This is a genomic window from Parasphingopyxis sp. (assembly GCF_052168295.1).
Classification (GTDB): Bacteria; Pseudomonadota; Alphaproteobacteria; order Sphingomonadales; family Sphingomonadaceae; genus Parasphingopyxis.
The window spans coordinates 134,242-161,043 of the sequence record NZ_JBQLZN010000089.1 but is presented as its reverse complement, the minus strand read 5'-3'; the positions used below and the strand labels follow the sequence as shown (position 1 = coordinate 161,043).

The 26,802-nt window shown below is 58.2% G+C and carries 32 protein-coding genes and 1 tRNA gene; 10 read left to right on the top strand and 23 right to left on the bottom strand.

Translation table 11 applies throughout. The annotated features are described in order from the left end of the window. Positions 1-54: 54 nt before the first annotated feature. Positions 55-678 carry a DUF938 domain-containing protein gene (locus tag ACTS1Z_RS15070; protein ID WP_442625288.1) on the top strand — a complete coding sequence of 208 codons (624 nt, stop codon included), beginning with the start codon at positions 55-57 and terminating at the stop codon, positions 676-678. Positions 679-837: 159 nt separating this feature from the next. After that, positions 838-1,173: a PilZ domain-containing protein gene (locus ACTS1Z_RS15065; protein WP_442625287.1), complete on the top strand. Its 336-nt coding sequence runs from the start codon at positions 838-840 to the stop codon at positions 1,171-1,173. A 65-nt stretch (positions 1,174-1,238) separates the two neighbouring features. Here the strand turns inward: ACTS1Z_RS15065 and ACTS1Z_RS15060 are convergent, their stop codons facing one another. Continuing rightward, complete coding sequence (locus tag ACTS1Z_RS15060; protein ID WP_442625286.1) at positions 1,239-1,448, bottom strand: hypothetical protein; 210 nt, start codon at positions 1,446-1,448, stop codon at positions 1,239-1,241. 251 nt (positions 1,449-1,699) lie between these two features. On the opposite strand from ACTS1Z_RS15060, the gene ACTS1Z_RS15055 reads away from it, so the two are divergent. The 4 genes from ACTS1Z_RS15055 to ACTS1Z_RS15040 all read left to right on the top strand — a co-directional run bounded on the left by ACTS1Z_RS15055 (position 1,700) and on the right by ACTS1Z_RS15040 (position 5,556). After that, complete coding sequence (locus tag ACTS1Z_RS15055) at positions 1,700-2,863, top strand: tyrosine-type recombinase/integrase (protein ID WP_442625285.1); 1,164 nt, start codon at positions 1,700-1,702, stop codon at positions 2,861-2,863. Between the two features lie 261 nt (positions 2,864-3,124). Next, the gene (locus tag ACTS1Z_RS15050; protein ID WP_442625284.1) at positions 3,125-3,577 is read left to right on the top strand and encodes a hypothetical protein; all 453 of its coding nucleotides are present in this window, start codon (positions 3,125-3,127) and stop codon (positions 3,575-3,577) included. A gap of 55 nt (positions 3,578-3,632) precedes the next feature. After that, positions 3,633-3,836 carry a helix-turn-helix transcriptional regulator gene (locus ACTS1Z_RS15045; protein WP_442625283.1) on the top strand — a complete coding sequence of 68 codons (204 nt, stop codon included), beginning with the start codon at positions 3,633-3,635 and terminating at the stop codon, positions 3,834-3,836. After that, positions 3,829-5,556, top strand: a complete 1,728-nt coding sequence (locus ACTS1Z_RS15040; protein ID WP_442625282.1) for an AAA family ATPase — start codon at positions 3,829-3,831, stop codon at positions 5,554-5,556. The genes ACTS1Z_RS15045 and ACTS1Z_RS15040 overlap by 8 nt, the downstream gene beginning before the upstream one ends. A 25-nt stretch (positions 5,557-5,581) precedes the next feature. On the opposite strand, the gene ACTS1Z_RS15035 is transcribed toward ACTS1Z_RS15040, so the two are convergent. Together ACTS1Z_RS15035 and ACTS1Z_RS15030 are read right to left on the bottom strand one after the other, a co-directional pair. Then, positions 5,582-5,809: a hypothetical protein gene (locus tag ACTS1Z_RS15035; protein WP_442625281.1), complete on the bottom strand. Its 228-nt coding sequence runs from the start codon at positions 5,807-5,809 to the stop codon at positions 5,582-5,584. 42 nt (positions 5,810-5,851) lie between these two features. Further along, positions 5,852-6,070 carry a hypothetical protein gene (locus ACTS1Z_RS15030; RefSeq protein WP_442625280.1) on the bottom strand — a complete coding sequence of 73 codons (219 nt, stop codon included), beginning with the start codon at positions 6,068-6,070 and terminating at the stop codon, positions 5,852-5,854. A gap of 152 nt (positions 6,071-6,222) precedes the next feature. On the opposite strand from ACTS1Z_RS15030, the gene ACTS1Z_RS15025 reads away from it, so the two are divergent. Beyond that, on the top strand, positions 6,223-6,522 hold the full coding sequence (locus ACTS1Z_RS15025; protein ID WP_442625279.1) for a hypothetical protein: 300 nt from the start codon (positions 6,223-6,225) through the stop codon (positions 6,520-6,522). 183 nt (positions 6,523-6,705) lie between these two features. Here the strand turns inward: ACTS1Z_RS15025 and ACTS1Z_RS15020 are convergent, their stop codons facing one another. Continuing rightward, a complete protein-coding gene (locus ACTS1Z_RS15020; RefSeq protein WP_442625278.1) occupies positions 6,706-7,095 on the bottom strand; it encodes a hypothetical protein in 390 nt (129 codons plus the stop codon). Positions 7,096-7,445: 350 nt separating this feature from the next. Continuing rightward, positions 7,446-7,748 carry a hypothetical protein gene (locus tag ACTS1Z_RS15015; RefSeq protein WP_442625277.1) on the bottom strand — a complete coding sequence of 101 codons (303 nt, stop codon included), beginning with the start codon at positions 7,746-7,748 and terminating at the stop codon, positions 7,446-7,448. A 209-nt stretch (positions 7,749-7,957) separates the two neighbouring features. On the opposite strand from ACTS1Z_RS15015, the gene ACTS1Z_RS15010 reads away from it, so the two are divergent. Then, on the top strand, positions 7,958-8,341 hold the full coding sequence (locus ACTS1Z_RS15010; RefSeq protein ID WP_442625276.1) for a DUF5818 domain-containing protein: 384 nt from the start codon (positions 7,958-7,960) through the stop codon (positions 8,339-8,341). Positions 8,342-8,373: 32 nt separating this feature from the next. Here ACTS1Z_RS15010 and ACTS1Z_RS15005 read toward each other — a convergent pair whose 3' ends face one another. The 10 genes from ACTS1Z_RS15005 to folK all read right to left on the bottom strand — a co-directional run bounded on the left by ACTS1Z_RS15005 (position 8,374) and on the right by folK (position 15,869). After that, entirely contained in the window at positions 8,374-9,150 is a 777-nt protein-coding gene (locus ACTS1Z_RS15005) for a hypothetical protein (protein ID WP_442625275.1), read from the bottom strand. Beyond that, complete coding sequence (locus ACTS1Z_RS15000) at positions 9,134-9,877, bottom strand: DUF6339 family protein (RefSeq protein WP_442625274.1); 744 nt, start codon at positions 9,875-9,877, stop codon at positions 9,134-9,136. The genes ACTS1Z_RS15005 and ACTS1Z_RS15000 overlap by 17 nt, the downstream gene beginning before the upstream one ends. Further along, a complete protein-coding gene (locus ACTS1Z_RS14995) occupies positions 9,874-10,707 on the bottom strand; it encodes a hypothetical protein (protein ID WP_442625273.1) in 834 nt (277 codons plus the stop codon). Before ACTS1Z_RS14995 ends, ACTS1Z_RS15000 begins: the two co-directional genes overlap by 4 nt. Beyond that, entirely contained in the window at positions 10,704-12,617 is a 1,914-nt protein-coding gene (locus tag ACTS1Z_RS14990; RefSeq protein ID WP_442625272.1) for a hypothetical protein, read from the bottom strand. Before ACTS1Z_RS14990 ends, ACTS1Z_RS14995 begins: the two co-directional genes overlap by 4 nt. Next, a complete protein-coding gene (locus ACTS1Z_RS14985; protein WP_442625271.1) occupies positions 12,614-12,844 on the bottom strand; it encodes a hypothetical protein in 231 nt (76 codons plus the stop codon). Before ACTS1Z_RS14985 ends, ACTS1Z_RS14990 begins: the two co-directional genes overlap by 4 nt. Before the next feature lie 82 nt (positions 12,845-12,926). Beyond that, positions 12,927-13,358 (bottom strand): very short patch repair endonuclease, encoded by a 432-nt coding sequence (locus ACTS1Z_RS14980; RefSeq protein WP_442625270.1) that lies wholly within the window; start codon positions 13,356-13,358, stop codon positions 12,927-12,929. Further along, positions 13,355-14,911 (bottom strand): DNA cytosine methyltransferase, encoded by a 1,557-nt coding sequence (locus ACTS1Z_RS14975; protein ID WP_442625269.1) that lies wholly within the window; start codon positions 14,909-14,911, stop codon positions 13,355-13,357. The genes ACTS1Z_RS14980 and ACTS1Z_RS14975 overlap by 4 nt, the downstream gene beginning before the upstream one ends. Next, a complete protein-coding gene (locus ACTS1Z_RS14970) occupies positions 14,908-15,078 on the bottom strand; it encodes a type II toxin-antitoxin system Phd/YefM family antitoxin (RefSeq protein WP_442625268.1) in 171 nt (56 codons plus the stop codon). Before ACTS1Z_RS14970 ends, ACTS1Z_RS14975 begins: the two co-directional genes overlap by 4 nt. A gap of 183 nt (positions 15,079-15,261) precedes the next feature. Then, positions 15,262-15,337 (bottom strand) — tRNA-Lys (locus ACTS1Z_RS14965). Between the two features lie 16 nt (positions 15,338-15,353). Then, complete coding sequence (gene folK / locus ACTS1Z_RS14960) at positions 15,354-15,869, bottom strand: 2-amino-4-hydroxy-6-hydroxymethyldihydropteridine diphosphokinase (protein WP_442625445.1); 516 nt, start codon at positions 15,867-15,869, stop codon at positions 15,354-15,356. A gap of 26 nt (positions 15,870-15,895) precedes the next feature. Here folK and ACTS1Z_RS14955 point away from each other — a divergent pair, with 26 nt between their 5' ends. Further along, complete coding sequence (locus ACTS1Z_RS14955) at positions 15,896-16,537, top strand: uracil-DNA glycosylase (RefSeq protein ID WP_442625267.1); 642 nt, start codon at positions 15,896-15,898, stop codon at positions 16,535-16,537. Here the strand turns inward: ACTS1Z_RS14955 and ACTS1Z_RS14950 are convergent. The 3 genes from ACTS1Z_RS14950 to ACTS1Z_RS14940 form a co-directional block, all read right to left on the bottom strand. Further along, on the bottom strand, positions 16,534-17,475 hold the full coding sequence (locus ACTS1Z_RS14950) for a class I SAM-dependent methyltransferase (RefSeq protein WP_442625266.1): 942 nt from the start codon (positions 17,473-17,475) through the stop codon (positions 16,534-16,536). The genes ACTS1Z_RS14955 and ACTS1Z_RS14950 overlap by 4 nt on opposite strands. Before the next feature lie 24 nt (positions 17,476-17,499). Next, positions 17,500-19,167, bottom strand: a complete 1,668-nt coding sequence (locus tag ACTS1Z_RS14945; protein WP_442625265.1) for a M28 family metallopeptidase — start codon at positions 19,165-19,167, stop codon at positions 17,500-17,502. Positions 19,168-19,281: 114 nt separating this feature from the next. Further along, entirely contained in the window at positions 19,282-19,659 is a 378-nt protein-coding gene (locus ACTS1Z_RS14940; RefSeq protein ID WP_442625264.1) for a YbaN family protein, read from the bottom strand. 118 nt (positions 19,660-19,777) lie between these two features. Here ACTS1Z_RS14940 and ACTS1Z_RS14935 point away from each other — a divergent pair, with 118 nt between their 5' ends. Then, entirely contained in the window at positions 19,778-21,754 is a 1,977-nt protein-coding gene (locus ACTS1Z_RS14935) for an alpha/beta hydrolase family protein (protein ID WP_442625263.1), read from the top strand. A 1-nt stretch (position 21,755) separates the two neighbouring features. Here the strand turns inward: ACTS1Z_RS14935 and ACTS1Z_RS14930 are convergent, their stop codons facing one another. The 5 genes from ACTS1Z_RS14930 to rpsD all read right to left on the bottom strand — a co-directional run bounded on the left by ACTS1Z_RS14930 (position 21,756) and on the right by rpsD (position 26,731). After that, positions 21,756-23,897: an acylase gene (locus ACTS1Z_RS14930; protein ID WP_442625262.1), complete on the bottom strand. Its 2,142-nt coding sequence runs from the start codon at positions 23,895-23,897 to the stop codon at positions 21,756-21,758. A gap of 73 nt (positions 23,898-23,970) precedes the next feature. Then, positions 23,971-24,855 carry a fatty acid desaturase gene (locus ACTS1Z_RS14925; protein ID WP_442625261.1) on the bottom strand — a complete coding sequence of 295 codons (885 nt, stop codon included), beginning with the start codon at positions 24,853-24,855 and terminating at the stop codon, positions 23,971-23,973. Next, complete coding sequence (locus tag ACTS1Z_RS14920) at positions 24,843-25,052, bottom strand: hypothetical protein (RefSeq protein ID WP_442625260.1); 210 nt, start codon at positions 25,050-25,052, stop codon at positions 24,843-24,845. The genes ACTS1Z_RS14925 and ACTS1Z_RS14920 overlap by 13 nt, the downstream gene beginning before the upstream one ends. A gap of 92 nt (positions 25,053-25,144) precedes the next feature. Further along, entirely contained in the window at positions 25,145-25,948 is an 804-nt protein-coding gene (locus ACTS1Z_RS14915) for an acyl-CoA thioesterase (RefSeq protein WP_442625259.1), read from the bottom strand. A gap of 168 nt (positions 25,949-26,116) precedes the next feature. Then, positions 26,117-26,731 (bottom strand): 30S ribosomal protein S4, encoded by a 615-nt coding sequence (gene rpsD / locus ACTS1Z_RS14910; RefSeq protein WP_442625258.1) that lies wholly within the window; start codon positions 26,729-26,731, stop codon positions 26,117-26,119. Positions 26,732-26,802 lie beyond the last annotated feature (71 nt).

The following is a 26,802-nucleotide window of genomic DNA, read 5'->3' as shown; positions in this document are numbered from 1 at the left end:
GGGCGCGAAGTCCGCTGAACATGTTTCTCATGCCGATGAGCCTGGACCGAAAGAATGTCGATAGATGACGGCGGCCGAACCGACGCGAAACGGCACGCGCCGGCGACGTTGCGTAATCGCGACGCCATAGCGGCAATTCTCGAACGCATATTGCCGGCTGAAGGCCGGGTGCTCGAGGTCGCAAGCGGGTCGGGCGAGCATATCGTCTATTTCGCGAAACGCTTCCCCAGGCTGGAATGGCAACCGAGCGATCCCGATCCGGCGAGCCGGGCGTCCGTCGACGCCTGGGTATCGGATGCGCAACTGACCAATGTCTATGCGGCTATCGATCTCGATGCTGCGGCCGACGACTGGCCCGTTAGGACTGCCGACGCGATCCTGTGCATCAACATGATCCATATCAGCCCCTGGACGGCAACGGAGGGTTTGTTGCGCGGGGCGGCACAGCTGCTCTCGACCGGTGCCCCGCTTTATCTCTACGGCCCGTTTCATGTACCCGGACGCGAAACCGCACCCAGCAACTTGGATTTCGACCGCAGTCTCAAGTCGCGCAATCCGGAATGGGGATTACGCAGTGTTGGCGATATAGAGGCGGCGACCATGCATTGCGGGATCTTCGTAGAAGAAATTGTCGATATGCCCGCCAATAATCTGTCCGTGATTTTGAGAAAGCGGTAACCGGCTGGCAAAATACGACTTTTCGCGACCTTTCCATTTTCTTTACCTTCTTGGGCTATCTCCGGAAATTCCTGAAATCGCTAAGATTTTCCGCCGTAAGGATTGGATATGCAAAGCGCATCTCAGGGGGGCCAAGAAGACCGGGCAAAGCGCACGTCTTTGCTCACCAAAACCGCGCTTCGCGACGATGCTGGCGGCAGCGGCGACGCGCGCATTCGCAACCTGTCCGAAAAAGGCCTTGGCGGCGTCAGCGAGATGACGCTCGATCCCGGCCAGCGCGTGACAGTTACGTTGAAAGGCATTGGATCGGTGCCCGGCCGGATCGTCTGGACCAGCGGTAAATCCTTCGGCATGGAATTCGCCGATCCCATCGATCTCGATCAGCTCTATGTGCCGACCGGCGATATCGTCCAGGTCAAGCCGAAATTCTCCGTCGCGTCGCGCTATAAACCCGTGCAAGACTATAAGCGCCCCGGCTTCACGCATCGGCGCTGACGCAACTCGCGAACATGTTTGAAAAGGTGGTGAGCCCTGCTGGGTTCGAACCAGCGACCTACTGATTAAAAGCGCGGCTGGAAATCTCGCTGGATCGCTTCCGATTGACCGAGATCGTCCACAAATTGCTGGTCGTAAAAATCTTTGGCTTTGCAGATCGTTTCAGGCTCTTTCAGGCCGGTGCGAATAAACAAGGTCGCCTGATTCCCCGCGGATGCCCCGCGGGCATCATGAAATTTATTGAAACCGACTTTCCAGAAAATGTTGCGCGGCATCTGGTGCTACTGATCGATCCGGGCTTCGGTCTAAAGGACCGGCGGGTTTGTCCCAACATATCGCTCGACCATTGATGCGTCAGGGAAAATCCCACCATGTCTGACGAATTTCGATCCCCGCTATCGAGCTTGGTTCCGTTGCAGATCGTTTCAGATTGCACTTTGCCGTTTCAGGCTCTCCGCATTCTGGGAATTTCTTTGAGATTTGGCCAAATGCATGATTATTAGGTTGCCATCATTCGAGATGGCACATGCGAAAACCTCTTACGAACAAGACGATAGAAGCGCTTAAACCCAAAGCGAAGCGGTATGAGGTGCGGGACACCTATTGCCCCGGCTTCGGTCTTCGCGTCACACCCAAGGGGCGAAAGACGTTCTTCGTCGCGTATCGGTACGGCATCGATCAACGCCGTCCCGCACTCGGCACTTTTCCCATAACGTCGCTTGCCAAAGCGCGGAACGAAGCAATCTCGATCCTTCGAGATGTTGTCGATGGTATCGACCCGCAGCAGTCGAGAGGTCGCGATGATCTGACTCTTCGGGAAGGCGTTGAAGCTTTCGTTGAGCAATATGCGAAGCCCCGCAACAAAAGCTGGCGCGAGTCCGAACGGGTTCTCACCCGCGAGCTGGTCAGCCGTTTTGGGGAACGCGAAATTGCGAAGATGACCCGCGCGGACATTTTGGTAGCGTCCGATGCTGCTATGGCGCGCGGCGCGAAGTATCAGGCGAACAGGATTGTCTCCAACGCGCGCAAACTGTTCAACTGGTTCGTTGAGAGGGGTATGATCGACGCCAACCCCTTGACCGGCATCCGGGCACCTGCGCGTGAAAAATCACGAGATCGCATACTGACCGACGACGAACTTGCTCGCGTCATCGCGGCCTGTCGTGACATGCCTTACCCGTTCGGGCCCTATACGCTCATGCTACTGGCGACTGCACAACGCAGGAGCGAGGTTGCCAACATGCGTTGGTCTGAAATCAATTTCGAGAAACGGACTTGGGAGATACCGGCCGAGCGGTCGAAGAATGGCAAGGCGCACAATGTGCCGCTAAGCGACTTCGCTATCAAAATCTTCGACAATGTTTTGCAGTTTTCCGATTGCGATTTCGCTTTCACTACTACCCGGCGATCTCCTATCAGCGGCATCACGAAGATGCATCGCCGCATATATGAGATTTCGGAAACGTCCGGCTGGCGCCTTCACGATTTGCGGCGCACGGCGTCTTCGAAGATGGCTGAGGCGGGAATTCAACTGCAAGTCGCCGAAAAGGTGTTGAACCATATTTCAGGGAGCCTGGGTGGCATTGCAGGCGTCTATAACCGCTATCATTACGAACCCGAAAAGCGTGCTGCGCTTGAAGCCTGGGCGCATGTTCTCGCCGAAATAGAAGCGAAGGGTTTTGATCGATAATTCAACGAAATTCGCTGCGCTTTTTAGCGGTTCATGTTATTAGGGGGATCGGAGGGACATTCTGCTAAACGATGGAGGTAGTCTATGCACTATCACAGCAACCTTGTCCCTTTGCGTGAAGCCTTTGAGCATATAGGCGAATGTCAATTTCCTGATGAATGGACGGGCGATGAGGCAGCCGCAACCCTTCCCGGGAGGCGGTCGTTGGTTGGTTTAGACGCGTGGAAGCGAGCGTGTCGGGCACGGTCCATTATGATCAGTATGATCGACAATGAGCAGCTTGGAATAGTGATCGATATGCCAGGTTTGCGGGTCCGTTATGGGGCCACAGCCACCCCTCGTATCACCAACATGTATCTGTCTCCAACTAATGATGCTGATGCTGGCTTCGTCGAGCTTGAGGATCAGGACATTTATTTCGCCCGAGCTGACATGCGCGCTCTGCCTAAGCCGAACTCGAGGGCGAAGGCACGACCGGGTCCGAAAAAGAGCTTCGATCACGTGTTCGCAGTATGTGTGGACTACTTCCGGCAATTCGGATTCACACAAAGCAATTCCGAGGTCAGGGCAGCGCTTGAGGCCATGCGCCCCGAGATCGAGCCCCTGCCGAAAAAGACGCGAGAACGAGAGCTGATCAATGAAGCCCGCGATCTCGTAAGGAATGAGCCGATCGCAATTAGAAATAGCGACTTAACAGCGACCGACGCGCTGTAGCCGCGTGTTTGAATATGCATAGGATGTCGAGCCTCCAGTAACTCGGAGGCTCGACATGGATAAAATGCTTTATGACCGCACCGACCTGTTCCGGCGTGGGATAAGATTATCAAACACAACGCTGCTGAGACTTGAAGGCGAGGGCGTTTTCCCCCGCCGGAAGTATCTGACACCGAGAAATGTCGTCTGGCCAGCAGAGGCCGTCGAGGCGTATCTGCTCGGCCTGATCGAAGTCGGCGGGGAGGAGGCCAATGGCTAATTCTCCTCGTCTCTCGAAGCGTGCTCGTGCCAAATTGCGCGTCGCTCGCCGCATGGTGTTCGACAAGATCGGCGTCATTGCGGTCAAGCGCCGTTCGAAAGCGCCCGATCCGAGATTCTGCCCGAATGGTAGTCACGATGCGACGCTTGACCTCGATCAGATCAAGAGTTGGTTATTGCAAGATGACCGCATCAACATTGCGGCGGTAATGCGGGAAACCCAATTCTTGGTGGTGGATGTTGACGGCCCGAAGGGAGCAAAAGCGGCCAAGAAGCTCGGTCCTTTGCCGCGAACTCTCACGGTCAAAACCCGCAATGGGTCTCACCGATACTATCGGCATTATGGCAAAATCGCAGGCAGTCGGATCAAGCTGGGTCCCGACCTCGATATCATAGCGTCGGGCTATGTGCTTCTCCCTGAAAGCGAACACCCCGATGGCGGGCGATATGAGACGGAGAAGCTAAGCCAGAACATCGTCAGGTTGCCGGAAAAGACCATCGAGGCGATCAACCGGGACCGCCACGCCGAAACCGCCGATGATGAGCGTGACACCAATATGATCTCCAAGGGGCGACGGAATTCTGCGCTGGCCAGCATCGCGGGTTCGCTGCGGCATCACGGCTACGGTCCGGACTTCATGTTTACTGCCTTAGCCGCAATCAACGAAGGTCATTGCAAGCCATCGCTCCCGGCCAAGGAAGTGCGCCAGATCGCCCAAAGCGTCGGACGTTACACCGCTGCTGACGCAGACCTGTTTGCAGAGATGGCCGATGTCGAGCCACGCGATGTCGAATTCTCGTGGTTTCCCTATCTGGTGCGCGGGGCGGTCAATCTGCTCGAAGGTGATCCCGGAACCGGAAAGACCTACCTGCTGTGCACCGTCGCTGCATGCTTCTCGGCGGGGATCGCCCTGCCGGGACAGGACGAGGCGCGACCGATGAATGTGCTCTTCATGAGCGCAGAGGACGACCCGGACACTACTCTGGTCAGACGGCTTTCCCGAATGGGGGCAGACCTTGATCGGATCACTTACACCACCCGCTATTTCCAGCTCGAAGACGAAGCCTTGGGGTGGATCGAGAAGCACGTGACAGAGAAGGGGGTCGAGTTGGTCATTCTTGACCCGCTGCTAGCCTACATGCGCGGTGGTATCGATATGAACAAGGCCAACGAGACCCGCCCATTCATGGCGCGCCTCGCTGAGTTGGCCAAGCGGACGAACATTACGATCATCGGTCTGCGCCACCTCACCAAGGGCAGCAAGGACAAGGCCATCTATCGGGGTCTCGGATCAATCGACATCACCGCCGCCGCCCGGTCGGCCATGATGCTCGGCTTGCATCCGGAGGACGAGGATGTGCGGGTGATGATGCATATCAAGCACAACCTCTCCGAGCGCGGCGGATCGCTCGCGTATGAGCTTCTGGACGGCGATTACAGGCGGGGCAAAGTGCCGAAGCTCAAGTGGCTAGGGGAGGTGGACATCCGGCCCGAGGATCTTGCTCCTAGGTCGGGGGAGGCTGGTCGCCCCGACGATGCGAGGAAGGCCGCTATCACCTTCCTTCGTCAGATGCTGGCCAATGGCCCCAGGCCAGTGAAAGACGTCCTTGCCGCAGGCGAAAAGCGGTCATTCTCGGAACGGACATTGCGCCGTGCCGCGAAAGACATTGGTGTGGTCAAGGAGGATGGATGCTGGAAAATTGCCAAAACCGACCTGTAGGATGATTTTGGCAACTTCCGGTGTGTCAGGCGTTTTGATGGGCCGTCAGCGCCTTCTTCGCCTCCGTGAGCGCCTTCGATCCCTTGGCCCACTGCCAAGGTTGCCGGGGGACGTGCTCTTCGGTCAGGGCGGGATATTCGCCTTTCTGGGAGACGGCGAGCCGCAGCATCATTCGTGCTTCGCGGGGCTTGATTTTCAACTCGGTGCAGAGGTCAGCCAGTGTGACAGTCTTCGTTGGTGTGCTGGTGGGCATGGTTTTCTCCTTCTGGTGATGCAGGAGTTGATCGTCGCGCCTTCACTCCCAATCCATCAGCGGGATGGCGAAAGTTCCGGCGCGGCCAACGAACAGATATTCGTCGTCGTCACTCCCAATGTCGAAGGCGTAGCGGTCGGCGTCCACGTCGATATAAATGCGTTCGTCGTCCGTGTAGGAAATCGTCACCGACGCATTCGGAAACCGTGTCCGAGCGTGACGCATGAGGTGGTCATAATCGGCAGGTTTTGCATGAGTCATGATGATCGCCTTTTTTCTTCGACGACCAGTTCAATAAGATTGGGTTCCGGCGCTTGTCAGGGAAAAGCCTCAGACGCGTGAGGATTTTTTGGAAACGGGATTTCTTGTTAACATTTGCAGGTAGCGTCGAGTCGCATTGAAGGAGACTCGATATGTGGAAGACGCCCATTCAAGAGACAGTTGTGTGCGCAGACTTTGTTCAGGTCCGGGGCACGCGCACCAAATTTCGACCCGCGCGATTATACCTCTGCAAGCTCGGCGATCCGGAAGTTTGGAGATCGAGCTACAGCTTCGGCGCGGACTTTGTCGCAATGCGCGGCGGTGTCGGGGAAATGTTGGAGCACATTCGCGAGGGGCGACGAACCCTGATCGAAATTGGATTTAGGCGGTCAGCAGTAGACAGGCAGCTTACCCGCATTCCCGAATACCGCTCGGCCTACGGTGGCTCGTAGCTGGGTAGTTGCGACCTACTGATTCTAAATGAGTCTATCGAGCAGTCATCAGTTGCGATTTAGCGTGCCTTTCGACCACCAATTCGAGACGCCGGGTCACCAGCGGGTACCAGATCGTTATTCTACTGCACTCTGCGCTCAATAAGATAATTGCCCCGTAATTGCAGATTGTTTTCAGAGTGCTTAAGCGACGCCCGGCGTGTCCTCTTTGGGTATTGCGGCTTCGCCAATTCGCCATTCAACTGGCCTAAACACAACACGCCGGCGCCGAAACTGTTCGAATGGGAGCATCGGTTTATCGTCGTTAAAATATCGAGCGATCTGTTCGGCGAAAGCGTCACCATCGGCCCAAATACCGACCGTCACGTATGATCGAAAGTTTCCCAAAGACTGTTCATCGAGATGCCATGTGATGAACGGCAGATCACTTGGCTTAAGTGAATCACTCAGGAATTCCGCAATCAAACCTGAGCGATCCTCTATTCGATTATTCTCTCGCCAATGTCGCAGAAACTCTTCAACGCCGTCATCCTTAATTCTCCAGTGAATCAGAGCAATCTTGCTATTGGACATTGCTGGTCTCCTTATCCGCCGTATAGCTCATGAGCTTTCAGAAACGAGAGCCATTTGTCAGGAGCTCGCGTCGAACTATTGAAAACTGTCCACCACAACGCTCAACCTAGCACGATAGATGTCTCCGGCATCGCGCTTCGCCTGTCTGAGTTCCTGCACTTTGTTGTATCGTTTCCGGCCGCGTGGACGGGCGAAGCGCGTATCTCCCTCAACTTGCCTATACAGCTTGCGCACCTTGCGGCGGGCACGCGACAGCTCGTCCTCGCTCTGGCTGGCGTAGGCGAGTCTGTGGGCCTTGCGCGAAGCGAAGACACCATCGACGAGGAAAAGCTGCTCGCAGCGTGTGCCGGTCAGCGGACAGAGAAAGTAGCAGCGATAGCCGCCGAAAGGGCAGGGAACGCACTCGATCGCTGCGCGCTGGTCGGAGCATCACCGACAATTCGTATCGACGCGTCGTCCTGGTCGCTCAAATCGACAAAAATTCGAACCTCAAGCGCCTCTAGATCCTGATTTCGCCAGCATAACGTGTCATACGTGCATTCATCGGGCTTCAGTAGCCCAGCGCGTTTCAGCACGCGCATGTCGATGACGGGAAACTGCTCGACTGCGCCGCGATGGACGCTGCGCTTCCGCCCGGAATTGATGCCGCCCATGATGGCCTCTCTATGTCGCTAGTGCTGGGCGATTATACGAAATACTCTGGCGAAGATCAGGCCCAACCCCGGCTATGCAGCTTTCCATTGCCTGAAAGCCGCACCTGTCCCATACAGCTTGGTGATGCCGCCACGCACGGCATTGGGGATTAGTAACCCCGAAGTGACTGGTTGGCGCTGACCACGATAGCGCCAAACTTCTTGACCCTATGGTCGGGGAGCCTGCGACGTATGTCCAGGGCTCCGGCCTAAAGGTCGTAGGGCCGAGTCACTTCGGTTTACTAACTCCCCGATCACCAAGGGATCAGCGTGAAGTCGAAAGCGGGGGCGCACCGCAATCGACTTTCGGGGAGACACCGGAAATGCCGTTGGGAACACGTCACACCGTGACGGGTATGCTGCGCCCGTCGCAACACGGCCTGTACGCGCTTGAAGTGGATGGAGGCGGGGTTTGGCAGCTTGATGTCGGCTGGGGTTGGAAAGCGCGGAAGCTGGCTGGGCAGCGCGTTACAATCGAAGGCATTCGTGCAGGCTTTGACTTATTGGACGTGCAGCGGATTCTCTCTACCTCTCAACCCCCACCACACGAATAGTAGGTATCCGCACGCAGTTAATATGAGGAGGATTACATAAGCCATCCGAATAGTGTGCCGAGCGTTTCCACAATCTCGCGACCGAGACCTGAGATGGCGAGGCCTGTTCCAGTACCTGCTGCTACGGCACCTGCCTTTGCAAAATCCGTGACCCGTTCTCCCATCCACATAGCTATCCTAAGGCCGAATTTCGTCAGCGTTGCGGATGAAAGCCCTATGCGAACTTGATCAGGGTTATCCGAGGTCACATCCTGCTCAATTTTCTGAACAGCCTCCAAGACTACTTGCATATCGCTTTCGGAGATATTGAAGCTCCCCGGCGGGTTGTTGTGACCTATGCCAGCAGATTCGGTGGGCTCAATCTCTTGCAGTTTGTCTTTCAGATGTTTCAGGCGTTTAAGGACTTGGGGCGCAGTTGCGCGGGCATAAGATTGGCTCTTTAACTCGGAGATTGATCGTAGTGTAGCGTGGCGGGCGTCTAGAATCGCATTCAAGCGCTTCTTAACATTGCGCCCGACTTGGGGGGCAGGTGAAAAAGCTGCTAGAGCCTGCTCACCTCTTTCTATGAGGACGTGCGAGATATTGCGCATTCGGTAGCGAACAGAGGCTTCATTTCTTGAATGAAGCGGGCCATCCAGCAGCACCTTTGAATGTTCGGCTGCCGAAAACGAAATTGAACAGACTTCTAGCTGCCGCATGTAAAGATACGCATCCACCGCCGCAGCAAGTTCGGTGTCGTTCCAGAAATTTCCGCTACTGCGTTTGGCCCGTTTTCCTCGGCGGAGCGGTCTACTAAACGGTTTCGGCATATTTCTGGCACTCAGATACAAATGCGTCTGCCTCGGCGGCGTTCAGTGCTTCGAAAACTATGCCTCCTCCATTCCGGTTGATGGCTTTCATTAGCTTCCGGAAACTTTCCTCCGTGGCGGTGGCTGCAGGGGTCCTCTCCATCTCCCGCAAGATTGCAGCAGCAATGTTTCTGCGGCTGCTCATCCATACCCGTTCGACAAAATTCGATCGGATGTCAGCGGATTTGAGGATGAGTCCCAGAGCTTTTTCTACTTCATCCGGGAAACAGCTCTTCGCAATATGATAATTCCACCAAAGCCTGGAAAGCGAATGGTCATCTCGTACGGCCGTTTGCGTTGGGGCAAACATGTGAGTTTGAACCGCAGAAATCAGATCGTCATTGTCTGACTGGCCGAGCCAGCGGGCCTGCGAATATTCGAACCCCTCAATGTGTGACAATCGCGTCCAGATCAGCTCCTCATTCGCTAGAGCAGGTGTAAGGTTCACAAGAGCCTCGCCGACGATCTTGGAGTTCTCGAGATCGATTTCGATGATGTTGCGCTGCTGGGTTTTGTTGAGAGTGCCGAGCAACTTGCCATCATATTCAATCTGAAGGGCGATGTCCCACGATGGTTTGTCGGCTAAGTCACCAAAACCGTCACCTCGATAGCGCTCTAAATTGCCTTCAATGTTCTCCAGCAGATCCGCCAAGGTCTGATTGGAAATGTGCTTGAGCTGCTCTGTCATTCGGCTTTCTCCACCGCTGTGATCGTTCCCAGCAGAGGAGCCGCCAAGAGCTGTTGTGCCAACTGCAGGGGAGAAACCGAGCCATCCGCGGGGTCAATCCCCAGGTCATCGCATTTAGCTTCGAAAACCTGATACCAGCGTTGCGACCTCAACGTTGTATCGCCACCCTGAAGCCGTGCGATAACGTCGATGACCACCGGCATATAGACCGAGCTCAGCATCACGGGTTTGCCGAATGTCACATTACGCATATCGGCGAGGGAGCGATGCGTGTTTTTCTCGGCGGAAATCTCAATCTTCCGCTGATATGGATCGACTTCGATCATACCGGGCGCAACCTTCTCGTTGACTGAAAGGCTGAATATCGTTTCGAAGGGTTTGAATTTTTTTGGGTCCACGGAGAACCTGAATTCCGGACCCATTGCGATCACAGAACCTTTTGGAAGGACTATATCGTCGCCGAACTCGCTGTCGATTGGTGGGCTCTGATAATCCTTGACAGTACCCAATGTCCAAACAACCGGACGTAGCGTCACCAAGCCAAACAGAGAGGAGAGGTCAAAGAACTTTTCTGTTCGTCCGAGAGGAGCTTCTTGCAAGTGATTAAAATAGGTTCGGCGGCAGACTATGAAGTACCCGACAGATGCCCTCTTCTGTTCAATAAGCAAGCGCAGTTCGTCATTAGAAATACCAATTTCTGACTCGATAACCAGATCATTATCATCGGTTTGCCTATGAGTGAACTCGGCTGAAAACTCACCGGATATGTAGTCAGTCGAGTATTCGCTAAGGACGGGATGCGGATAACGCATCTTTTCATCGAGCTTCATGCTGCGCCCCCATTCTCATTTATTTCGTGCGCATACATCTCAATCGGCCCCGCGTATTCGACATCGAACTCAACATCGACGGTGGTTCGATCTCCCTCTTTGCAGGAAATCGCTAGAGCGCCTTCTTCAATGCTACCGACGGTTGTCTTAGCGATCGGCAGGTCTTCTTCAGAGTTCAGGCCGCTTGCTTTCGCGACAATGAGTAAGTCGCCGGTGACGGGCGAGGTGAAAAGTAAACGTCGAAGTGAGAGCCTTGAAGTATCCGGAATCAAAGCGCGTTCGGCAATCAGTTCCACGGGATTTTTCCGGGCACGCGGCCTTGGATTCGGGCCTGGACCGGGGGGAACCGGTCCTGGTCCGGGTGGCGCAGGGCCTGGTCCGGGGCCTGGACCCGGCGGATCATCGGGAGCGCCGAATTGCTCGGGTTCCGGTTGAGGCTTCTTCGGTTTTGACGGCTTGATGACCGTCGGCTTTTTTGCCCTCGGATCCGTCTCGGTTCCTTCGGGGTCCTCGGTTTTGGAGCCGTCCGTTGCGAAAAATTCATTCAGTTCGTCGAGATCGATGCTATCTTCAGGCTCACTCTTGGCGGCGGCCCGGATGCGCGTCCGAATTTCCTTAGCAAGCGTTTCGAACGCCTTTTGCCCCTTCTCTCGCAGCTGAGGGTCTGTGATCCGGTCTGCCGACAACGCATCGTGACGAGGGTTTTCAAGCCTCTTGAACCACTCACTTTCAGTAGAGCCCTCGGGTTCAATGATTACAGCAAAATCGCGATGCAGAGGGAAGCGTTTGAAGGGTTCGTTGAAGTATGCAAGATTATCGGTGATATACATGCCGTTGCGGATAATACCGATCGTATAACCGATGCCATCCCTGAGCAGTATGCTCATCCTGACGTTTCCGAGGTCTGGAACCGTCAGTATCTCAGACGAAGTCTGGTTGCCTGTGAGACATTGATGAAGGGTCCTTGCCGCATCAAAAGAATAGCGCACGTTCAGCTGATCAACTGCCTTATTGACGCTCTCATCGGCAAACAGGCTCTGAATAGTGTTGCGGTTGATGAGAATCGAGGCCTCGTCGATCTCGAATTCCATCTCCTGCCGTTCGATTGCCGCAAAGAAATTTATCAGGAGTTCGGCGGTGATCTCATACCGCCAGTCTGTTCTCGTGTCCCTCAGGCCGATTGAGAAGATCGACGTCCCCTGTTCGTCACGCCTTAGCCAATCGGGCATTTCGTCGAGCTTATCGAGCGGCATATAGCCGTCTGTGATGCCCCAGTAGCCCTTGCGCCGCCTTTCTATCCCGTCGGCATCGGTGTGTGAGATGAACTGAGTCTTCCCCATACAGAGATTATGCTCGGTTTCATCAGCGTCGAGATAACGCGTCGAAATGAAGACCGTTTGCAGATCAGAAAGCGCAAAAGTAGCGTTCTTACCGATACCGAAGGAACCGCCCGAACTGATATCCTCTTTCACGCTCATGCCGTCGGTTTTGGCTAGGGTGTGAAAGGGCCGACCCTCTTCGCACGGCCCGCGAACGCCTTTGGTGTTATAGTCAGCAATCCTCAAAATCCGGATTTCATCAGCGTTTAGAACTGACACTGCGTTACGGAAAAACCCGGTTTCTTTCTCGCGTTCGTTATCCTCGGATTTCGTCAGACAAAGCTGCGCTGCCTCCCTGTATTCCTCCACCGATGGGAACTCGGCGGCAGGAATCGTAATCATGTCAAACTTGAGCAGAACCGGCCGATCGGTGTCCGCCCTTGCATCCCGACTGTTCTGCCCCGTTTCTCGTGCAACTGCGGCAAAGGGATTCTCACGAAAAGTCTCGATGCCGGCGTCACTCAGGCCCTCAGCCTCGCCGCCTTCGTTTGTCAGAAACTCGAGTCCGATATTTTCCATTTCGTTTTTCATTTGCTGCTCAGCCGGAAAGAGTCAGCTCCGGTTCGCCCTCCACCCGTGAACCTGCTTTTTGCGGTATCCAATTCTGTCTGGAGCGCTTTGAAAATCTCCTTCGCGTCACTCTCGCTGTATTCATACGAGTTGGTGTTCGCCAGATTCCCGATCAGGCGCAGATCCTTGATCGCCCGATTGACCCGCGACTCCGCGAGTTCGATGAACTTTTGCCGTTTGTCGCGCATATATATCTCCTATGTGTGAGGACACATATAGCGTATATATACAAAATGTCTAGCCCATGAGGGTGTTCATACAGCGAATATATCAATCTTGTGGAGGCAGCTGCTCCTCTAGGGCGCCTTGAACGCGCGCCAAAACCTGAGATGGGTTGGCCTTCAGCTCACATTCCCAGACTGTGATGACATGCCACCCGGCTTCCGCTAGCGCCCGCACGTTCCGACGGTCCCGCCGTACATTCTCCGCGAATTTCTCGGTCCAGAACTCTACACGCGTTTTGGGAGTTGTTGCAGCGGGACACCCTTCGTGTCGATGCCAGAAGCAACCGTGAACAAAGACCACTGTCCTGTATTTTTTGAGAACGATATCCGGCCGGCCGGGGAGTTTTCGATCGTGCAGCCGAAATCGGTAACCTGCTCTGTGAAGCATCGACCGGACAAGAGTTTCAGGTTTTGTATCTGCCCCTCGAATACGCGACATGTTCCAACTGCGCCGCTCTTGTGAGATTCGATCAGTCACGTCGGTTGCTCGTCTGCCTCATCAAGAAGCTGAGCGATTACATGCGCAATCTGACGAGCCAGGTAAGGAGGGACCGCGTTTCCAACCTGATGGTACTGCGACGTTCTTGGCCCTTCGAATTTGTAGTTGTCCGGAAAGGTCTGCAAACGTGCCGCTTCCCTTACTGTCAGTGACCTGCACTGCGCGGGATCATAGTGTATGTAGTAATGCCCATCCTTAGAGATATGCGAAGTGATTGTTGTGGACGGGCCATCGGGAAGCTGAACTCTGAATCTGTCTGAGAACATCTTCCCTTTAGTTCCCATTTCGACGTTCTTGTGGTTGGGCAAAAGGCTGGTCGGGAAATCGGAGAGCTTAGGGCTATGTCCTGTATGAGACGCGAATGCAGCTGCAAATGCATAACGCCTTAGATCGGAAGGCATATGACTTCTTGCTTCATGCCCGACGAGCGTGGTCAGACGGTCATCGTACAGACCGGTGACAGCCTGGTGCTTCACACGCGGTTTACCGGGATAACTCGAAGAGGTCTTCTCCAATCCAGCCGAAACCTGTTCCAGAGTCTGCTTTACGCGCGTAGCAAGCTCGTCACCGAATAGTCTTGGTCGATCCGGTTGCTCAGTTACGGTGTGTTCGAGCGCTTGTATCTCTCGGCACCACGCATCTGAACTATCCTCGCTTTTGGATATGCCGCTTCTGATCTTCGGCAAGTCTCCAATTGTCTGTCTGACCGTTGGAGGACCATGTGGTGTGAGCCTCTGAGGTGCCAGCGCAATGTCCTCCCGAACCCCTACAATGAACATTCGATGCCTCGCTTGAGGTACACCAAATTCTTCACTGCGAACCAGAAATGACTGTGCTGATGCGGGTTCGTTCTCAGGGGCCTCTCCTGAGAGTGGGAATAGCTTGTATCTCAGGCCGTTCGTATCGTGTTCTAGTGCCTTCACTGGACTAGAAAGGTCGGCGATGATTTTCTCTATGACTAATTCACCGCCGACTCTCGAAGATAGAAGCCCTTTCACGTTTTCCATGACGAAAATAGGGGGTGCGTGGTCCACAATGATCTTGAGATATTCGCGATACAGAAAATGGCGCTCGTCCTTTTCGAAATCCGGGTTCCCCATCATCCGGGACCTTCCTACGAGCGAGTAGGCTTGGCAGGGCGGTCCGCCGACCAGAACCCATTTGTCCTGTCCTGATATCTTGCCTTCGATAAGTGAGCGAACGTGGTCATGGTTTTCGGGTCCCAGCGACACTCGGAAGGCCGAATTATCAGCTGAACGCTTTGCCTCTGGATATAGATCGTGGAGTTCGGGAAGAGTGATACTGCCGTCGAGATAATCGTAATACTCATCTGGAAATTCGTCGCCGGGGCAGGCGCGCAGAAAATGTCTCAGATGCAGCGTATTAAACGAGTTTTCGTCGTGCTCGATCGAAACGACAGACTCAAAAGCGGGTTGTCGGTCGTATCCGCGATAGCTTGCAAACCCTTCGCCAAGCCCACCCGGACCTGCAAAAAGATCGATGACTGGAAATACCAAACCCTCAGCACTCACCGCCTGTGTGCCTCGGGACGGCCGCTTTCCAGGGTTTCATATGTTTCGACGCTAAGCACCACCACGACAGCGCGACCGTGCTTCTCAATCGATACCGGCTCCCGCCTGGCAGTATCGATAAGATAACCGAAGCGATTTTTTGCATCCTTCGCGGAGAGGGTTTTCATGCGGCTAGGTCCATAAAAGCCATTTTGGCTACAATGCACACCAACAGCGTTACGTGCAATATGGTTTGCTGAAAAAACCCCTCGTAGCCGACAGTGTGAAGTAGCTCTGATGCCCCACTGCTGCCCCAGCGGACGTAGACGATGTCCCGCGCCGCTCATCTCGCGCTCAAGTCATTGAAAAGGTGGTGAGCCCTGCTGGGTTCGAACCAGCGACCTACTGATTAAAAGTCAGTTGCTCTACCAACTGAGCTAAGGGCCCGACCACCGCGTGCGACCTAGGGACGGTTGGCCGTCCGGTCAACCGGCATGTTGCGATGCAGCCGATGGTGAAGCTGGCGGATTGTGCGGCCGTTGATCGGGTGGCGCCAGTCCGGCGCGATTTCCGCCAGCGGCGTCAGCACGAATGGGCGCATCGCGAGCGAAGGGTGGGGGATAATCAACCCATCGCCTGCCCAGCACCCGCCTGACCACAGCAATATGTCGATATCGATGATCCGGTCGCCCCAACGCCGGCCTGACCGGCGGCCGAACCGGCCCTCTATGGCCTTGCTCAGCGCGAGCAGGGCGGGCGGATTCCTGTCGGTGCGGACGAGCACGGCCGCATTCGCATAGTTTCGGTGTCCGGGGCCGAGCGGCGGCGTCGTTCGGATCGTAGAGCAACGCTCGATCTCAATTCCTTCGTCTTGCAGGGCGGAAATGGCGTGCACGATCGTCAGACGCGGCGGGCCGCTGCGATAGCGGTTCGAGCCCAAGCCCAGGAGATAGCGCGTCTTGATCCCACTTGTATCCATCACGCGAGCCCGCCTATCGCAGCGCGGTGACCGACGCCAGTATCACCCCATCGCCCGATTGCGATCTGTGCCCGCGGCTGGCGGCGTTCCGCACCGAGCAGCGCGCGGCGCATCCGGATTGGTTCAACGCGCCCGTGCCCGGCTTCGGAGACCCAGACGCGTGGCTCGCCGTCGTCGGTCTCGCGCCGGGCCTGACCGGCGCGAACCGTACGGGGCGGCCCTTTACCGGCGATCATGCCGGTGGATTACTGTACAAGACGCTTGCCAAGGTGGGCATGATGCGCGGCGACTATGCCGGTCATGCGCAGGACGGCGTCACACTTGACGGCGCGATGATCCTCAACGCGGTCCAATGCGTGCCGCCGCAGAACAAGCCGACCGCGGCCGAGATCAATATGTGCCGGCAGTTTCTCGTCGCGGCATTGAGTCGTCTGCCTAACCTAGCCACGATCGTCGCCCTCGGCACGGTGGCGCATGCGTCGGTAGTGCGCGCATATGGAGAAGTTCCCGGGCGGCACAAGTTCGGGCACTTGGCTGAACATGCGCTGCCAGACGGCCCGCTATTGATCGATAGCTATCACTGCTCGCGCTACAACCAAAATACGGGCCGGCTTACCGACGCGATGTTCGAAGCGGTGTTCGCGCGGGCAGTGGAAATGCGAAACTAGCGCGCTTTGCGGAACAGCAGCGTCATCCGGTCGCTTTCGCCGATCGCGACATAGCGGTCGCGATCCTGGTCGCCATGCGTGAGCACGGGCGGCAGGGCCCAGACGCCGGGCTCGTGATTGGCGGGATCGTTCGGATTCGCGTTGATCTCTGACGTCGATACAAGTTCAAACCCATTGAGGCGGAACAGGTCGATGACGTCCTGTTGCTTCAGATAGCCGCGGGTTCCGCGCGAACGTTCCCAGGTCTCGGTTGCTGGCGCGCGGTGCTGGACGACGCCAACCATGCCGTCGTCCGCCAGCATCGCCCGGATGTTGCGGATTTCGCTATCGGCGATCGTGCCGTTGCGCAGGCCGTGGATCGACCGGAAGATCAGCACGCGATCGATCGTACCGGCAAGCGCTTCCGGCACCTCGTCGCTTTCAAAAGCCGTGACCGAGCCGGCGGGCACGCCGGTCCATTCCTCGACGGTTGCCGGGAAACGCTGCGGCCAGCTTTCGACACGGGCGCGCTGTTCTTCGGTGAGTTCGCGGCCGGAGCTGTCAGCGTTTACCGCGAGATAACGGCCCTGCGGCGCGATATAGGGCGCCAGTACGCGCGTATACCATCCGCCGCCCGGCCCGTATTCGGCCACGGTCATAGTGGGCTGCACCTGGAAGAAGTTGAGCGTTTCGGCCGGGTGGCGATAACGATCCCGCGCACGGTCTTCGGCCCGATAGTCAGCGGCCAGCACGCTATAGAGACCGCCCTGTGCGGCCGCCGGTGCTTCGCTAGTAGAGGATTCGGCTTGCGGCTGCTCGGCGGGACCGAGGACGCGATCAAGCACGCGTTCGAGGATGGAAGGTTCGGCTTCCTGCTGCTCGCCCTGCGCCTGGAAGGCGAGGGCGGGCGCGGCAACTGCTGCACTTGCGGCAATCATCATGGCGATGGTGCGGGTCATTTTCACTCTCCTATTGGATTCGGATTAATCGGATGCGGGCCGCGATGCGTCGCGCGCGGCGCGGAATTCGGCATCGGGGTTCCAGTTCGGCCAGTCGTCGGAATCGGCGAGCTCCCGCCCGACGGCGTAATACAGTTCAAGATCCTGGATCGCCCCGTCCCAGTTCCAGTTCGGATCGAACTCGTCCTTGGGCCCGTGATAGCGGTTTGCCCGATAATCGGCGGCGGCGGCGGCGCCCGCTTCGGGGCCGCCATTCACAAGGTCCTCGCCGCCTTCGGCGTAGATCATCGGCACGCCGGGACGGGCGAGTGCGAAATGATCCGAGCGGAAGAAATAGCCGGCCTCGGGCGTCGGCTCGGGTTCCACGACGCGGCCCTGCGCGGCCGCGGCGCGGGCGAGATAGGTTTCGAGCTCCGATTTGCCGTAACCGACTACGACGACATTATTGGTTTCGCCGTTTACGTTCAGCCCATCCATGTTGATGCCGCCAGCCGTCTGCGCGAGCGGGAAGACCGGATTGGCCGCATAGTAAACGGACCCGAGCAGCCCCGATTCCTCGGCTGTCACGGCCAGGAAGACGAGCGAACGCTCCGCCGGCCCGGCCGCCGCATGAGCTTCGGCGAGCGCGACAAGTCCAGCGGTGCCGGTCGCATTGTCGATCGCGCCGTTGCAGATATCGTCGCCATCGGGCGCGGGCGTGCAGCGGCCCAGATGATCCCAATGCGCGGTATGGATCACATATTCGTCGGGACGCGTGCTGCCCGGCAGCACCGCGATGACGTTGCGCGACGATTGACGCTCGATAGCGTTCTCGACACTCGCGCTGCCCGTGATGCCGAGCGGAACGGCGCTAAAGCCGCTTTCGCGAGCTGCCGCGCTCAGCGCATCCAGATCCTGACCGGCTGCGGCAAGCATCGCGCGCGCCGCGTCGTTCGTCATCCAGCCTTCGATCGGCACACGGCTCATATGATTGTCGGCCGCGTCCATATTGAGCTGCGGGCCGGACCAGCTGCTCTCGACGACGTTCCAGCCATAGGACGCCGGTGCGGTGTCATGGACGATGATCGCGCCGGCGGCGCCCTGACGTGTGGCTTCTTCGTATTTGTAGGTCCAGCGGCCATAATAGGTCATCGCGCGGCCATCGAAGAGACCCTCGCTGGCCGGGCTTTCGAAATCGGGATCGTTGACGAGGATCACGGCGATCCGGTTCGTCATGTCGACACCCTCATAATCGTTCCAGCCGCGTTCGGGCGCGTTAATTCCGTAGCCGACGAACACCAGCTCGGCGTCTTCGATCGCGAGCTCGGGCACGACACGCCGCGTGCCGATCACCACTTCGCTGCCATAGGCGAGTTCGGTCGTTTCGCCGTCTGCGGTGTAGGAGAAGGATGCCGTTTCCGGATCGGCTGTGATGCTTACGAGCGGCACCTCCTGGAACCAACTGCCATTGTTGCCTGGTTGCAGCCCCGCAGCCTCGAAACGTTCGGCGAGCAACGCGACAGTCATCTCGCCACCCGCCGTTCCCGGCGCGCGGCCTTCGAATTCGTCCGAGGACATGGTTTCGGTCAGCGTCCGCACCGTTTCGGCTGAGATCGCCGGGGCGGCTTGGTCACTGTGCGCGACGGCCGTGGCCGGCGCCAAAAACAATGCGCTCGCCGTAATGGCCGATGCGGCAGTGGTTCGGAATTTCAAGATCGTCTCTCCCGGGTGTGTACGGCCGCACAGGCGGCCTCTTATGCGCTATTAACTACTCGCGCGGCGACCGGTTCCGCAATCGAAAACCGCGTCCGTGGCCGATAGCGAGTTTCACTCGGGCGCGTCCGGCCGCGTCAGGATGAAAATGGCGACGACACCGAGGACGAGGAGCTGAACGCCGATAATCGAGCCATCGAAACCGAGGGCGAGGCTGACAAGTGGCGTAGCGATTATGACGAGCATCGCTGCCATCTTGGCCCGCCGCCCGATCGCGCGATGCTCGCGCCAGTTTGCGATCAGCGGGCCGAATTGCGGATGGTTTTCTAGCCATGCCGCGAGCCGGGGCGAAGAGCGGGCGAAGCCGAATGCCGCGAGCAGCAGGAAAGGCGTGGTCGGGATAAGCGGCAGGACGGTGCCGATAATGCCGAGGCCGAGCGAAACCAACCCGACCGTGAGCCAGAACAGCCGAATGCCGAACCGTTTGTCCATTCGGCCGTCTACCACACTCGCCCGGATTTCTCCGGCTAATGTGATCGAGGGGGTTTTGTTCCAATGATCGTATACATATAGCGATCCGCATATCGGGGTAGGGATCAGGTTAGGGACAATGAAAATTTGCAGGACAGTCTTCGCTTTTGCGACGGCGCTCGCTGTCGCGACGCCGGCAACAGCGCAACAACTCGATGACCCGGCCGAGGCCTTCGGCAGCCGCGAGGCCGTACGTTCGATCGCGCTGTCGCCGAGCGGCAATCGGGTTGTGTATCTCGGGCCGGGGCCAGGCGAGGAAACGCGCGCCTATGTTGCCGATGTCGGCGCGAGCCGATCACAAATCGTCACGCTGACCGATGGCGATCCGATGGAGCTCGATTGGTGCCGCTTCGTCAGCGAGGAGCGGTTGGTGTGTCAGATCTATGCAATGGTGCAAGATCCGCGACAACTCTATCCGGTCACACGCCTATTTGCGGTCGATGACGACGGTTCCGATGCCAGAACGCTCGGCCAGCGCGACAATATGTATCGCAACAATCGGCAATTCGACGGTTCGATCATCGATTGGCTTCCTGACGAACAGGGTACTGTCATGATGACGCGCGTCTATGTGCCCGAACAATATCGGGGCGCTACGAGAGTCGTTGACGACGATGAAGGACTCGGCGTCGTTCGGATAAACACCGTGGATGGGGATTTGAATCAGGTCGAACGCCCGATCTGGAGGAACGTCCGTTTTCTGAGCGACGGCCACGGCACGGTTCGGATGCGGGCGACAATATCCGTGCGCGGTGCCACTGGCATGGTTGGCGCCACCCGCAATTATTATTACCGGCTGCCCGACAGCGACGAGTGGCACGATTTCGGCGTCTATAATGGGCTAGAGCGAACCGGCTTCCTTCCCATGGCGATCGATCGGGATCTGAATGCCGTTTACGGCTTTGAGCGGCATGACGGTCGTGACGCCTTGTTTCGCGTAGCTCTGGACGGAACATTGCAGCGCGAACTTGTCTATGCGCATCCGGAGGTGGACGTCAGCAGGCTTGTTCGCATCGGCCGAGAACGCCGCGTCATCGGGGTTGGTTACTCGGAAGACGAGAATATCGTCGAATATTTCGATCCCGAGTATGAGGCCTTGCACCAGGCGCTGACCAGCGCGTTACCGGGCAATCCGCAGGTGACCTTTCTGGATGCCAGCGACGATGAAAACCGGCTGCTTGTGCGGGCGGGCGCGGTCGCGGGACCCGGCCGTTATTATGTGTTCGACAGATCGGCGCAGTCATTGAACGAGATTCTGCTCGCCCGGCCACAACTCGAAAACGTCGCTCTCGCCGAGGTGCGGCCGGTGCGCTACCCGGCTGCCGATGGCACGATGATTCCAGCCTATCTGACCATGCCGCCCGCCAGCGACGGTCGAGACCTGCCGGCAATCGTCATGCCGCACGGTGGCCCGGAATCGCGGACAACACTGGGCTTCGATTGGCTGGCGCAGTTCCTCGCACATCAGGGCTTTGCAGTCCTCCAGCCGAACTTCCGCGGCTCTTACGGCTATGGTGAGGGCTGGCTTGTGGAGAACGGGTTTCGCGGCTGGGAAACCGCGATTGGCGACGTTAACGATGGCGCGCGCTGGCTGATCTCGGAAGGCATCGCCAATGCCGACCAAATGGCGGGCGTTGGCTGGTCCTATGGCGGCTATGCCGTTCTTCAGTCGGGTGTTCTCGAACCCGGTTTGCTGAAGGCAATCGTTGCGGTTGCGCCGGTTACAGATCTCCCGGCGCTTCGGGAAGATGCGATGGCCTTTGCCAACGGACGCAATGTTGCGGAATATATCGGATCGGGACCACATCTGACGGCGGGTTCGCCTGCGCGGCACGCTGATCGGATAACGGCTCCTGTATTGTTGTTCCACGGCGATGAGGACATCAATGTCGATATCGGTCAGGCGCGCAGGATGCATGATCGCTTGAACGATGCAGGCCAGGCAAGCGAACTGATTATCTTCGAAGGGCTGGACCACGGACTCCGGGATTCCGACGCGCGGACGCAGATGCTTCGGCAGACTGAAAGCTTCCTGCGCGAGGCGCTCGGGCTCTAGGCTAGTAGCTGCATGCGTCTCCGCCGGGTGTACGCCCTGTTTCGCCGGGGCGGTATTGGCAGACAATGTTGGGCGTCAGATCGTCCGCATGGAACCATGTATCCTTCATTTCCATGGCGACGAAGAGCGGGGCTTGATCGGCATAGTGCGGCGAGTCCGGGCGGGTGGTCGCAGCACCGAACTGATGGACGCTACGCGAATAGACGCGGCCGTCGGAGTCCCAGCCGATCTCCATGATATAGCTGTCGCCGGCCGTCGCTGCATGGGCGCCGTCTTCCGGATCGCTCCAGTAGATCGCCCGTAACGCGTCGGGTCCGCCGGTGAGCGCTAGGTCGGTTTCGCCACGCCGCAGGCGCAGCACGTCGCCCAACGGGACGTCGAGCCGGCCGTGCGTCGTCATCAGAAAGTCGACCGCGCCAGCGAACGTTTCGCGCGGTTCGGGCAGCGGGTCGCCCAGATAGGCGGCGAGCATGATGTGTCGAAGGACCAGGGCCGCAAGCCCATCGGCGCGGCCTTCGCCGTCGAGCGACCAGTCCCATTCGGCGAGCAGTTGCTGCGCGTCGGACAGGTCGCCCGCATCGAAGTTGAGGGCCGCTATCGCCCGAAAATAGGGCCCGGCCGCCGATCGCCGCGAATAGCCGGCATCATATTTGATCCGGCGCAGTTCGGGCCAGCCGATCATGCCCTCGACGGCCGCGAGCAGTTCTGCAGCGCGGTACATGCGGTTGGTCTCGTTGCTTTCGACGCCGAGCAGGGGCGAGAAGGTCGCGCAATCGAGATTGTCGGCCTCGGCGGTCGCGATGCAGGGTGTGCTGTTCGTATCGAAGAGATAGCCCGATGCCGGATCGATCAGAAAGGGCATCGCTTCGAACGGCACGTTGGCCGTCCAAAGTGTCTCGCTCGTATCGCCAGGTAATATGCCGCGCCAGTCGAAACCCTCGGCGCGATCCGGAAAGCGCGCATTGTAGAGCCGTGCAATCCGGCCATCGGCATCGGCATAGATGAAGTTGGTGGCGGGGATCGCCTGCATCCGCATGACGTCGAGCCATTCATCGAAACTCTGCGCGCGCGTAAGCCGATAATATTGTTCGACCTGTCTGATTTCGCCGATCCCGGCATAGCGGATCGCAAAGGCGCCGTTGTCGTTGACCATTACCGGGCCGTGGATCGACCGGTACACGGTTTCGGGAATGGGGAGCACGAACGGACCCATCCGGACGTGCAGCCATATGCGGCGGCTTTCGAGCTCCCGCCATTCGCCATCGAAGCGATAGGCGTCGCCGCTCTCGTTGAGCGTCAGCTCGTAGACATCGACCAGATCGGGGCGGTTGACGGTATTCGCCCAACCGATCCGCTGGTTATGGCCGAGCAGGGGCAGCGGGGCGATCGGGAAAAGGCCGCCCATCATGTCGAGGCCTTCGCGGCTCGTCACATGCGCCTCGTACCAGGCGACGGGACCGGTCCAGGGCTGGTGCGAGTTGACGATCAACTTGGTCTCGCCGTCCGGATCGCGGCTCGGCGCGATGGCGAAGGCGTTCGACCCGCGCTCACTTGACGGCTCGCCGTTACGCGGCGGGTCTTCGCTGGCGGCGAGCGCGCTCAGCGTACGGTCGATCCCGTAGAAGAAAGGCGAGGTGAAGGCGAAACCGGTCGCCACATCCTGACCCGTAACGGGAAACAGACCGCGCAGCCGCAGCTCCTCGGGATGCTCCGAGGCATAAAGGTTCAACCCGTCGGCAAAGGCTTCAATCAGTGCGCGCGTGTCGGGGGAAAGCTCGCGTTCGTAACCCGCTTCGACATCGCTGCGCGCGTCGAAGAGATGGTAGGCATAATCCTGTGCCGCGCCGGCCGCCCCGGTGATCTCGCCGAGCCGGCCACGCGAGCTCGCAATCACCTCCTGCAGCGTTGCGAAATCGTCTTCGGCATGGGCATAGGCGAGGCCGAACGCGGCGTCGGAATCCGTTTCGCCCAATATGTGCGGCACGCCCCAGCTGTCGCGGCGGATGACGACATCATATTGCGTGTCAGGCGCCGCTATCTGCTGCTGCCGCGCATACCATTGGCTGTTGAGCGCCGCGTTGATCGCCGCCGTCACAGCCAGAATCGCCACGATGACCCCAAGGATCTTCGCCAGTTTTCTCATGATAATTGCCCGCTCCACTCCCGCTCGCCGCACCATTGGCGGTCGCGCGCGTCAGATCAAGGCGCTTGGACGGTCAGTGATCGTCCAGTCGGCAGCCGCGTTGTTCGAGAATCGGTCGGAGTTCGCGATAGGCGGCCGCGGTGCGCGTCAGCGGTATCGACGGATGGAGGTGGTGGACGATGTGATACTGCATGCCCATCGATGCGATATTGCCGAGCGAACTGCGCCATGCGCGCGTGTTGCGGTATCGGCCGGTTTCGGTGGCCGGGTGATGCGGTGCCCAGCTCAGGAAGAACTGGATATAGGCCGTGCCGATATGGCGCGGCAGCCACCACAGGATCAGCGCCTCGATACCGTACCCCGCCCAGGCGGCGGTGCATAGCACGCCATAGAAGACGAGCTGATAGAGCATGCCGTCTATGACGACGTCGGGCCGCCCGATCCGGATTAGCGCATCGCGATATCCGCGCAGGCCGCGGTTCGATCCCGGTTGGCGGTTCTTGAGGCTGACCCAGATCATATGCAGCGGGCCGTTCGCGCGCATGCTATAATCCGGATCGCGATCGGGGTCGTTGGTGTGTTTGTGATGTTCGAGATGCGTCAGCTTGGCCGCGCGATAGGGCAGGACGAGCGGGATTGTCGATACATGGCCGACCAGCTCGTTAAGCCAGCGCCATTTCGTGCCTTTGCGGCCGATGATGTCATGCTGCGCCTCGTGCGAGGGCAGATAGCAGAGAATGACGTTGAGCGTGGCAATCGGAAATGCCGCCCAGACTGGCAAGGCGCCAAATATGACGAGCGGCCATAGCGCCAGCCAGATTGCAAAATTGCCCAGTCCCCAAGCGACCGCGAACCAGGGCACACCGCCCATATGCTGCCGCGCGATTACCTGTTCGCGCCGCGCGAGCAGGCGATTGCCTTCTTCGGCGACGGATTTGAGTTCGCTCAGGGCTGCCATGTCAGCCAGCTTCCACGCCACTGTGCGTAGAGCCCCCAAATGCCGCCAAGGACGAAACCGGCGGTCAGCGGCGCAAGACCAAGGGGCGGCGTCCAATCCAACGCCGTCACGACCTGCGCCGTGACGGGCGGGATGAACAAGAGGCCGAACAATAGCGGCCCCAGTTGAAAGCCAGTCTTTAAAACCGCGCTCAGCATCGTGGTCCGTTATTCCGTGTGATTGCCCTATGCGCAGAGACACTAGGCAAGAATGCTAAATAACTGCCTAACAACGCGCGATTTTTGTAGTTCTATCGGAAAAAGGCGATCTGACTCGTCAGCGCGAGTAACGTGCCCTCGCGCGACCAGATCCGCGCATGCTGATCGCTCATGCCGCGCCGGACGCGGTTGCTGTCGCTTTCCACCAGCACATGATCGTTACCGATCGCCGCGAGCTCTTCATCCGTAGCGAACTGAAAGAAGCTGTATGTTACAGTCGAGCTGAAACGCGGTGCATCGGCGAGGAAAAAGGCGCGCGGCATCGGCACGTCGGAAATCGCCGCCAGGCCTTTGCTGTCCAGTGGACGCCCGTCGCCATCGCGTATCCAGACCGCGCTGTGCGGGCGATCCTGTACGGTAAAGGGCGCGCCGATCACGATCCGCTGATCAAAATGCCCGAACCAACGCGGCCCCATGCCGGGCGGAAAGGCGAGGCGTTCGGTGTCTTCCGGCGCATTCACATCGGGCATCCTGGGCTGATAGGCGAGATCGGTTTCCGGACGATCCGAGGTCACGATATCCGCACTGAAGAGCAGGGGACCGTCGGGTACATCCTGACGCAACTCCGCGCGATAAAAATGGGTCCGCTTGCCGTCCCGCAAGGTTTCGACGCGAACGAACACGGTTTCACCCTTGATGGCCGAGACGAACGCAGCATTTATGCTCGCCAGCGTGCCCGCGACGCCGGTTTCCCGCTCCACCGCCTCCAGTGCCAGCGCGATCGCCCAGCCGCCGAAAGCGCTATCCATATTCCAGAAGACATCGGTAATTGCGCGCGAATAGAGACCGTCTTCGATCCGATCGAGACGTGTTTCGATGTCGAGCGCAAATTCCATGAGTGTCTCCGGCTTGTTCTGCGGTGGCACTAGGATGCGTGCTGCGCCGCGGCAATCGTCAAGAACGGTGATCGCGCTTCGAGATGTGCCGATCGCCAAAGAAAAAGGGCGACCCGCGGGCCGCCCTTCTTGAAAATGGGGTCCTCCCTGAACCTCTGGGCAGAACCCTTAACGCGAATAGAATTCGACGACGAGGTTCGGCTCCATTTTGACCGGGTAAGGCACTTCGTCGAGCGTCGGCACGCGGGTGAAGACCACCTTGGACGTGCCGTCGGGCACGACATATTCCGGGATTTCGCGCTCGTTGAGGCTCTGGGCTTCGAGAACCAGCGCCATTTCCTGCGCCTTCTGGCGCAGCGTGACTTCGTCGCCCGGCTTGATCGTACGCGAGGGGATGTTGCACTTGTCACCGTTCACGCGGACATGACCGTGATTGACGAGCTGGCGCGCGGCGAAAATCGTCGGCGCGAACTTGGCGCGGTAGACCACCATGTCGAGCCGCTGCTCGAGAATGCCGATCAGGTTCTGCGACGTATCGCCCTTCATCTTGCTCGCCTCGGTATAGGCGCGCTTGAACTGCTTTTCTGTGATATCGCCGTAATAGCCCTTGAGCTTCTGCTTGGCGCGCAGCTGCACACCGAAGTCGGAAAGCTTGCCCTTGCGGCGCTGGCCGTGCTGGCCGGGTCCGTATTCACGGCGGTTTACGGGGCTTTTCGGTCGGCCCCAGATATTCTCGCCCATCCGGCGATCGAGTTTATACTTGGCGCTCTTGCGCTTCGACATCAGTCGTCTCCAATTTGCTTCTTTCAGAGTCCCGGAACGCACCGCACAGCTCCTTCGACAAGCTCAGGACT